The sequence below is a fragment of the Candidatus Borrarchaeum sp. genome (genome assembly GCF_019058535.1).
GTDB classification, from domain to species: Archaea; Asgardarchaeota; Sifarchaeia; order Borrarchaeales; family Borrarchaeaceae; genus Borrarchaeum; species Borrarchaeum weybense.
Genome location: NZ_JAHPYX010000114.1, coordinates 1 through 9,781, shown reverse-complemented (window position 1 = coordinate 9,781; position 9,781 = coordinate 1). Strand labels below are relative to the sequence as shown.

Genomic DNA, 9,781 nt, shown 5'->3' with positions numbered 1-9,781 from the left:
CAAATGAAACTTTAAAGTTTTTTTATTTCATTTTTTTCAGTTAATATTTGAGTAGATGGTTTCAAGAGCAAATTGACGTGATTTCTGTTAATATCAATTTTAGGAAATTAAAAATAATTTTTTATAAGTTATGAATTGCATGAAAGAGGAGTTTGATGCAATTCAAAAACCAAAATAGGTAAAAGATAGTTTTTAACATTCCTTTTACAAAATATGGGGCAAAACTAACTAGAGTGGATAAAATATGAAGATCACCGTCTGCCAATTAAATAACAAACCTGATTTATTTACGAAAGACTGGAAAATGCTAAAGGCACATGTTCAACAAGAAAAAAGTAACCTAGTGCTACTGCCAGAAATGCCGTTCTATGAATGGTTTGCTGCTAGACCTGAGTTTAATAATGAACAATGGCAGGCTGCTATTCTAGCGCACGATGGATGGATGAAACGTCTTCATGAATTAAAATGCCCTTACGTACTTGGTACTAGACCGGTCAATGAGGGCGACAAACGCTACAACAAAGCATTTGTCTGGTCCGAAAATGACGAAATTATTGAGTTTCATCAAAAACATAATGTACCAGATCAAAAAGAATATTGGGAAGCCTCTTGGTACGATATTGGAACAAAAGACTATACAACTGTGTTATGTGGTGAAGCACGGATTGGCTTTGTAATCTGTACAGAAATTTGGTTCATGGAGCTTAGTAGGAGTTATTGTAAACAAGGTGCACATATTATTGTAAATCCACGTGCAACTAAAGTAATTACCAGAGATAAGTGGCTTGCTGCCGGAAGAGTCTCAGCAATGATTGGAGGGGCATATAATCTATCATCAAATCGTACTGGAGAAGATACTCAGAACAAAAATATAAGATTTGGAGGACAGGGTTGGATCATTGACCCTGAAGGTAACGTTCTGGGCGTAACTTCAGATCAAGAGCCCTTCATCACGCGAGAAATCGACCTAAAAATTGCTCAAGATGCAAAAAAAACGTATCCTAGATATGTAGCCGATTAATGGAAAGATGCACTGAAAATGAAGTTAAACGAAATATCATTTTTGAGCATCTGTCTTCAATTATTTTCTTCAACTAAATTCTTTCATTGGCATAAAAAATATGACAGTGGAATGTTCTTGACGAAATGATTAAAATTAAAAGAGAGGGCATCCTATTCACAGGCGAGGAATTCGAATGAATGAATCCCAACTGAAGAAATTCTTGATAGACAGTTGGAACGATGAGAAAGAAGCATCGATGTTGTATGAACAGATGGCTTCAAGTGAAACAGATCTGAAGAAGAAAAATGTTTACAAAAAACTAGCTGAAATTGAGAAAGGGCATGCCGAGTTACTAGAGATAGAAATGGAGAAGCTAGGAGTTGATACAACCAAACTAAAATTCAAGCCAAGATGGAGAACACGATTCCTTAGTCTTTTTGGAAGAATATTTGGTCATACGTCTCTTTTAAGAAGCCTTGTGAGAGGAGAAGATGAGGCTATAGCAGGCTATGCAAAGCATGCATCGGAAGCTATAGAAAAAGGACTCAAAGAGAATCTAAGTTCCATAGCAATAGACGAAAAAAGTCATTTTGCCGTGCTCTCTGAAATGAGTGGACAATTTGAAGATGATCCTATTGCAGGGGAAAGATGGCATCATGGTGGCGGTTCTATTCGTGACGCAATCTTCGGCATGAATGATGGATTATTATCAACATTCAGCCTTGTCGCTGGCGTTAGCGGTGCTGCAGTAGGAAATACCATAGTTTTACTTGCAGGTGTTGCTGGAGCGATTGCTGGAGCAATAAGTATGGCTGCAGGTGCATTTGTTTCAACACGTGCTGAAAAAGAAGTAATGGAAAAGCACCTTGAAATGGAAAAATACGAAATAACTGCAATGCCAGAGTTGGAAATGGAAGAGTTAGCTCTAAGATACGAATTGAAGGGTGTTGACCCAGAGCATGCTAGGGAGATGGCAAAACAGATTTTTACAGATAAAGGATCAGCCCTTGACACTATGGCACGTGAGGAATTAGGATTTGCTCCAGAGGAGTTAGGAAGCCCACTTAAAGCAGGAATAACTTCTGGTATCTTTTTTACGTTTGGTGCTCTTATCCCTATTGTTCCATGGATAATATTTCCTGGTATTTGGGCGTTCTACATTTCAATTATAATGAGCCTGGGAGGCTTTTTCTTCATTGGTATAGGCAGAACACTTGCGACCGGAAGAAACCCCTGGAAGAGCGGAATTGAGATGTTTTTGATCGGTACTGGTGCAGCGATAATTACATACATCATAGGTAGTCTGGTCGGTATTGCCATTTAAATTGTGAAATGAAGACATCATTTCTCTAATTGAAGACCAGCACGTCTCCATTCTCTCTTGCCGGCCTTAAAGTCGAAAGTTTTTTTATAGCCCATTTCTAAAAGCCTTTTAGCTGCTTTTGTGCTTTTTGGACAAGCATAACTAGCACAGTAAACAATAATTGTATCTTCTTGCGTAATTTGTTTTTCTAAAAGAGTATCTTCATTCAGATTATCAACTGGAATATTAATCGCTCCAGGTATATGACTCTCATTATAGCTATTTTCTGATAGAACATCTATAAGCTTAAAGTCCTGATCATTGGCTTGCATCTCAAGAAGTTTTTCAATCGAAATAAACCTTATTCTTGACAAAGTTATTACCTCTAAATATTAGTTATTTTGATTACATATGCCCTAAACAATAAAGTTTGTGATTTACGCAACGAGACCAATGGTATAAGCTCCCTGGTGGATACTAATTGATTGCGCAGACGCATAACTATAAAAAACAGAAAAGTCAAAAATGAGTTCAATTTTAGTTATTTTTCGCCCTAGATAATAGTAGGGAGGATAGAGTATTTTGAGTACAGAGTTTAGTATTGATTTGAATTTTCGTGTAGGAGGCGCAGCAGGACAGGGTGTACAATCTATCGGTGGGATTTTATCGAAAACTTTTGCACGCGGCGGCTATCATATCTTTACACATCAAGATTACGAATCCAGAATTCGTGGAGGACACAGTTTTTTTCATTTACGACTAAGTGACAAGCCTGTTTATACTGCACCCAATGAAGTCAACGTGCTCATCGCCTTAGACGATCGTACAATTGAAATTCATCAAGACGTAATGGTTCCGAACAGCGTTATCATTTGTGACAGACAGTTGAGAGAGGTAGACCCCGAGGTAGAACGTATCCATGATATTTTTGATGTCCCGTTAATGAATCTTGCAGTAGAGGCTGGGAACAAACTTTATGTGAACACTGTTGCCATGGGAGCCGCTCTAGGTCTGATTGAATTCGATTTCGATATTCTAACGGGCTTAATAACTGATGAGTTTAAGAAAAAAGGACAAACGATAATCGACGAAAACGTGAAAGCGGCAAGGTCAGGCTATGAGTTTACACAAAAAAATTACAAAGGAACTTGCTGCTATACCATCAAACCTAGAACTGCTCCAAAGAAAATGGTTTTGACTTCTAATGAAGCGGTTGGTCTTGGTGCTCTATTTGCAGGCTGTAAATTCGTAAGTGCTTACCCGATGACGCCTAGCACAAGCATTTGGGTTACCATGAAAGCGTTAGCCCATGATGACTTTGTTTTTGTACAAACAGAAGATGAACTTGCTTCAATAAATATGGCTCTTGGGGCGGCCTACGGAGGAGTTAGAACTATGACGACGACATCTGGTGGAGGCTTTGCCCTTATGAACGAAGGATTTAGTTTGGCGGGTGCTACAGAGACACCAATCGTTGTTGCATTGGTAAGTAGACCAGGACCCGCAACAGGTCTGCCTACCCGTACTGAACAAAGTGATTTAGAATATGTACTGCATGCAGGCCATGGTGAATTTCCCAGAGTTATTTTTGCGCCTAGTTGTCAAGAAGAGGCGTTTAGATTGACTGTGAAAGCGTTCAATATTGCTGAAAAATATCATGTGCCAGTAGTAATTCTTCAAGATCAACATTTAGCAGACTCTTATCGCTCAGTTGATCCTGCCGACTTCAGCATTGACGAAATAAAGATAGATAGAGGACCAATGGCCATTGATGAGCAATTAAAAGCAAGCATGGATTTCAAAACTCACCTCGTCACAGAGTCAGGTGTTTCTCCTAGAGCCTTTCCAGGGACAAAAGGAATTATTGTAGCCACTGCTGGAGATGAACATGATGAATATGGGCATATTATCGAAGACGCTGAAACACGAAATGAGCAACTGGAAAAACGAATGCGAAAATTAGATGCACTGATGAAAGAAATACAAGAACCTTTAATATATGGACCTGAAACGGCGGACATCTCTCTTATTGGGTGGGGATCAACCTATGGCGCCATCAGAGAAGCTGTAGATATACTAATCGAAGAAGGGATAATTACCAATATGATGCATGCCACTGAAGTATTTCCAGTTCATAAAGCAGTTGGGGACTTTGTTGCAAAAGCAAAGAGAAGTTTCGTAGTAGAAAATAACTATACTGGGCAGTACGCTAATATAATTCGAGCTTATACCGGTAAATTGCCAAGCGGTAGAATAAATAAATACGATGGGAGGCCGTTTGCCCCAGAAAACATAGTTGAAGAAATAAAAAGGAGGATGGTGGTTTAAATGGTCACACTTGAAGATTATGAATCTAGAGTAAAAGATATTGCTTGGTGTCCAGGGTGCGGAAACTTTCCGATCCTTGATGCTCTAAAACAGGCACTTGTTGAACTAAATCTAGAGCCGTGGCAAGTTGCAATGGTTTCTGGAATTGGTCAAAGTTCCAAACTGCCGCACTATCTGAGAGTTAGTGAATACAACGAACTTCATGGTCGTTTACTGCCAGCAGCTACAGGATTAAGCCTCGCAAATCACGAATTAGTTGTTATTGGAGTAGGTGGAGATGGAGATGGTTACGGCGAAGGCGGTAATCATTGGATAAATGCGATACGACGGAATCCGAATATGATGTATATGGTTACGAATAACCAAATCTACGGCCTTACAAAAGGACAGGCGTCCCCAACAACCGATTATGGGATGAAAACAAAAGATGAACCTGTTGGCATAAAAATACCTCCAATGAATCCATTAGCGATGGCAATCGCACTTGATTGCTCTTTCGTCGCGCGATCTTTCGCTGGCGATGTAGATTTTACAAAAGAAATCTTGAAAAAGGCGATTACACATAAGGGCTTTGCTTTTGTGGACATTTTACAACCCTGTGTTACTTGGAACAAACTCAATACTTACCAATGGTATCGTGAACGCGTGTATAAATTGGGCGACGACTATGATCCTACAGACAAGTTGGCTGCGTTTCAAAAATCTCAAGAATGGGGTGAAAAAATTCCTATTGGAGTGATCTCTCTTTTTAAAAGACCTATTCTAAAGGATGACTATGTACCTCTTCAAAAAGGGACGCTAGTGGATCTACAAAAAGCACATAACCCATCTCAGTTCAAGGATTTGCTGAAGAAGTTCTTTTAGCCAAAATCTCTTTTTTTCAATTTTCTTATGCTTTGAGAAATGGATTCACGAGAAATGCTTTTTCACTTCTTCTGCCATCAGAAGACCCAAGTTATCCATCTTATCCACAACTTCTTTCGCTTTGTGACTGAATTTCTCTCGTTCATTCTTATCAAAATATTTTTCTGCAAGTTGAACAACAGATTTCGGATCCGTGCTGTGATCGATATACTGCAATAGATATTGAACTGGTTTAGATTGTGTCCAGTATATTGCTGAAATTGCAGGTTTCAAAAGTACAAACGCTTCCATTAACATAGTCTCTGCTGCACCGATCACTAAATCTACATCAAGCACTGGACAATCCATTGTATTTTCTTCAATAAATATAACGCCAGGATATTTAGAAAATAGTTCTCGTTGTGATTCAGTTCTTGGAAATATTAAAAGTTCAGCGTTATGATCATTCGCTATGAGAAGATCAACAACTTGTTCCAGTATGGGGTTTTTTTCGGTATTAAAAAACGTTGCAAATTCAAATTCTGGTCGTATGAGTATCTTTAATTTATCGTGTGAAGAAGAGTTCTTTGCACTAAGTTGAGACCATTCATCTTTTAAAAATGCGGTATGAAAACCATTAAACCATGTAACTCTGTTGAGAGTTACTCCATTTTGCACCAGCTCGGGAGAATCATAAAAGCTAGGTACAAAAATTCTATTGGAGAGTGGAAAAACCATCCAATTAGTGTGATATTCCCGTTCATCATAAAAAACGGTCCATGCAGGGGTACCAAAACCAAATGCCGTTCTCACAGCACTTGGATCACGTTCAGTAATCAAAAGATTAGGTTTTTCTTTTTCAACAACATCAGCCAATAATGTCACACGTTCAGCGTATGCTTTTAATTTACCTTTTAGGCTTTTACCTCCGTGTTTTCCAATAGGAATGAAATCCATCTTTTTAGCAGATAGAATATCAATAATGTGATCGTGATCTCGACAAGTAATAAGAGTTTCAGAAAAATCGCCAAGGTGTTGTAAAATAGCGTCGACGAGATTACAATTAAAAGGAGTACCAATATCGAACCAAATCTTTGGATTACCCATTATTTACACCAAATTGTAAAACCATCGGTATATCATGCCATTTATAAGATAAACATATCGTATTGATTACTACTGAAAGTAGATGGGCATACAGATTAACGCATATTATATTTTTTGTTCCTTAATATTTTATCTTTTAAAATAATGTCTACTATTATAGAGAGCGCGCGCAATTAGAAATTAGTATTTTAAAAATGAAACGATAAGTAAGATACGCAAGATTGAAATTCTAATATAACAAATGAAGACAGAAATAAGACCACAAGAATTAGCAGGCTGGAATTATGACAGAAAAAGAAACGAAAGCTACTACTAATGACGAGGAAATTCTCAAAGTACTGGCGGAGAAGTCTAGAATAGAAGAGAAACATAGAAGGGAAAAAGCAACATTAATTAAGAAGATATGGCTCTCAAGACTACAATTAACTAGAGTTGGTGGCGCAATCCTCGTTACAAGTGCACTCTTGGCCATGATCTATGCCTTCGAAGCTTGGAACCCCATTTTAGAAATAATTGGTATTATGCTCTTTTTTACTGGTTTTTCTCTTCTTTTTTCAAGGATTGGAGATTCAATAAAAGGAGATGTTGTGGGAACAACTATCTTCGCTCCAATTAAGGTGATATATTCCATAGTAAAACAATTTGATGTGCAAGGATCTGAAATTTATTTACCACCAAATAAGGATGGCGAAAAGGGAAAAATGTTTTTACCTTTTAACCAAGATGATAAGGACATACCCAATTTTTACTCTGAAAACAAACTAATATTTCCTGGAAAAGGACTTATCATACCTTCGATGGGAGATAGTCTACTTGGGCTCATGGAAGAAGAACTTGCAATAGATTTTAGTAGAATTTCCACCGACTTTCTTTGCGAATATTTACCACCGCTTATGACTGAGGGCCTTGAAATAGCAGATATAGTGACCATTAGTCAGGAGTCAAATAACTTCTCTGTAAAGATAGAAGGTAACAGATTTGTAGCCGTATGTGAAGAAATCACAAAGAGCGATTTTGATTGTAAAAAGATTAGTTGTCCGCTGTGTGGCGCATTAGCAGGTATAATAGCAGAAGTCACAAAAAAACCTGTTCAAATGAAGAAAGAAGTCAATTTAACTAAGGCATCTTTAGAAATTGACTTTCAGCTAATTTCGTAATTCTTTGCCAATTTGAGTTTTAAAGAGAAACAGTTATTAAAGATAGCTTAATTAGATACTCAAAAGCCTTTAGGAAGTATTTTAATGCCATCAGGAATAGAAAATGTTCTGGTTACCGGAGGAGCAGGATTCATTGGATCATATATCGTGGACTTATTGATTGAAGAAGGTTATAACGTAATTATTTTTGATAATCTCGAAGAACAGGTTCACGGATCTAGACAAACTCCTCCTGAATATCTTAATTCTTCAGCAACGTTCCAAAAAAGAGATTTAAGAGTCCAAGAAGATCTTAATGAAATGCTTGATGATGTTGATGCCATATTTCATCAGGCAGCTGCAGTAGGTGTAGGACAGTCTATGTACCAAATTACAAAATATGTCCACTCTAATACCTTAGGAACAGCCAATCTTCTGGATATGCTCGTTAATAAAGAACATAATGTCAAGAAGTTAGTTGTTGCATCTTCCATGTCCATCTATGGAGAAGGACGATATACTTGTGAAGATTGCGGATTAGTTTCTCCAGAACTTCGTTCAAATGAGCAAATGAAAAGAAATGAATGGGAACTTCGTTGTCCTAAGTGTAACAAGATTGCAACGCCAGCACCTACTGATGAGAAAAAACCACTTAAGCCAACATCGATTTACGCGATGTCTAAAAGACATCAAGAGGAAATGTGTCTGCTGATTGGAAAGACTTACGGTATTCCCACTATTGCTCTTAGATATTTCAATGTTTATGGTCCTCGACAAGCACTTTCAAATCCGTATACAGGTGTCGCTGCAATCTTCTCAAGCAGAATCTTAAATGGAAATCAACCAATAATTTATGAAGACGGTAACATGAAACGTGATTTCGTACATGTTAAAGATATAGCAAAAGCAAACTTACTTGCCTTAAAAAGCATGAATGCAGCGTATAGAGCCTATAATATAGGAACTGGTACATATATCACAATAAAAGACTTGGCTAAGTTAATCTTGGAAATATATAATTCAGACATCTCACCAGTGATCTCTAAGAAATTCAGAATTGGAGATGTCAGGCATTGTTATGCTGATATCTCATTAGCACGAAAATATTTAGAATTCTCTCCAGAAATAGAATTAAAAGAAGGTCTTAAAGATTTGTTGCCATGGGTTAAGGGACTTGAAAAAGAAAAGGTAATCGACAAATTTGAAACTGCTGAAGCCGAACTAAAAAAGAAAGGACTCACAATCTAACACTGCATTCGCAATAACGAATGGTGTTTTAATGATAAGAATAAGGCGTAGGACGTTTCATCAGAAGACAACATACGTTATGTTAGGATTAGTTTTGTTAGCAACCCTTCTTATCAGAGTATATAACATCATTAGATTCCCAAACCTTAATTCTGCTTTTGATCCTTGGATTCACATTCAGGTTGCAGATAAACTAATAAATAGCGGAAAAATTGATTTGGAATATCACGGAGCAAATTTTGCGGTTCACATAATTCTTGCATACCTGAAGTTGCTAACGGGTACTTCTCTATTATCTGTTGCAAAATATAGTCCCATATTATTGGGCACAGTAGCTACACTAAGTGTTATGGTCTTTACACAAAAATTGACCAAAAGTTGTTCAATCGCAATTATCACAGGGATCTTTTTGGGGCTCGTTGCAGATAGATTTGTATTTGCTACAAACCTACTTTGGCCGGAAATGCTAGGGCTCATCTTCATGAATTTTTCACTATATCCATGGGTAGAGCATCTTTCCAGCAAAAAACCACTTAAGAAGTCAAGTTTTTCATTCGTGTTTTTTCTTCTCTTACTACTCACGCACCGTCTGACAGTGTTGATTTTCATTTTATTTCTAATTCCAATATCAATCGCTTTGCTAATTTGGCAAAAACAAAATATGATGTCAATTTTATTTGCAGTTTTCTGTGTCGGTTCATGGTATCTATGGATTACAAATGTTGACTCAGAGTTTTCTAGTCTTATAGAAAGAATGATTAGCCGTATTTCAAGAGTCACAGCAATATTCCCTGCATTACCTCTGATGGTAGT

At 37.4% G+C, this 9,781-nt stretch carries 9 protein-coding genes; 7 read left to right on the top strand and 2 right to left on the bottom strand.

The window, feature by feature from the left end; all coding sequences use genetic code 11:
- Nucleotides 1-244 precede the first annotated feature (244 nt).
- The gene (locus tag QVB70_RS06535) at nucleotides 245-1,021 is read left to right on the top strand and encodes a carbon-nitrogen hydrolase family protein (RefSeq protein ID WP_287584628.1); all 777 of its coding nucleotides are present in this window, start codon (nucleotides 245-247) and stop codon (nucleotides 1,019-1,021) included.
- A 175-nt stretch (nucleotides 1,022-1,196) separates the two neighbouring features.
- The gene (locus QVB70_RS06530; RefSeq protein WP_287584625.1) at nucleotides 1,197-2,327 is read left to right on the top strand and encodes a VIT1/CCC1 transporter family protein; all 1,131 of its coding nucleotides are present in this window, start codon (nucleotides 1,197-1,199) and stop codon (nucleotides 2,325-2,327) included.
- A 17-nt stretch (nucleotides 2,328-2,344) separates the two neighbouring features.
- Here the strand turns inward: QVB70_RS06530 and QVB70_RS06525 are convergent, their stop codons facing one another.
- Nucleotides 2,345-2,680 (bottom strand): rhodanese-like domain-containing protein, encoded by a 336-nt coding sequence (locus QVB70_RS06525; RefSeq protein ID WP_287584623.1) that lies wholly within the window; start codon nucleotides 2,678-2,680, stop codon nucleotides 2,345-2,347.
- 208 nt (nucleotides 2,681-2,888) lie between these two features.
- On the opposite strand from QVB70_RS06525, the gene QVB70_RS06520 reads away from it, so the two are divergent.
- Both QVB70_RS06520 and QVB70_RS06515 read left to right on the top strand, forming a co-directional pair.
- A complete protein-coding gene (locus QVB70_RS06520; RefSeq protein ID WP_287584621.1) occupies nucleotides 2,889-4,634 on the top strand; it encodes a 2-oxoacid:acceptor oxidoreductase subunit alpha in 1,746 nt (581 codons plus the stop codon).
- A complete protein-coding gene (locus QVB70_RS06515) occupies nucleotides 4,635-5,498 on the top strand; it encodes a thiamine pyrophosphate-dependent enzyme (protein ID WP_287584619.1) in 864 nt (287 codons plus the stop codon).
- Between the two features lie 45 nt (nucleotides 5,499-5,543).
- On the opposite strand, the gene QVB70_RS06510 is transcribed toward QVB70_RS06515, so the two are convergent.
- Nucleotides 5,544-6,584, bottom strand: a complete 1,041-nt coding sequence (locus QVB70_RS06510) for a DUF354 domain-containing protein (RefSeq protein ID WP_287584617.1) — start codon at nucleotides 6,582-6,584, stop codon at nucleotides 5,544-5,546.
- Nucleotides 6,585-6,868: 284 nt separating this feature from the next.
- Between QVB70_RS06510 and QVB70_RS06505 the strand changes: the two genes are divergently transcribed.
- The 3 genes from QVB70_RS06505 to QVB70_RS06495 all read left to right on the top strand — a co-directional run.
- Entirely contained in the window at nucleotides 6,869-7,741 is an 873-nt protein-coding gene (locus tag QVB70_RS06505) for a hypothetical protein (RefSeq protein WP_287584615.1), read from the top strand.
- A gap of 84 nt (nucleotides 7,742-7,825) precedes the next feature.
- Nucleotides 7,826-8,968 (top strand): SDR family NAD(P)-dependent oxidoreductase, encoded by a 1,143-nt coding sequence (locus QVB70_RS06500; protein ID WP_287584614.1) that lies wholly within the window; start codon nucleotides 7,826-7,828, stop codon nucleotides 8,966-8,968.
- Nucleotides 8,969-8,999: 31 nt separating this feature from the next.
- The coding region (locus QVB70_RS06495) for a hypothetical protein (protein WP_287584612.1) at nucleotides 9,000-9,781 on the top strand (782 nt) is incomplete at its 3' end.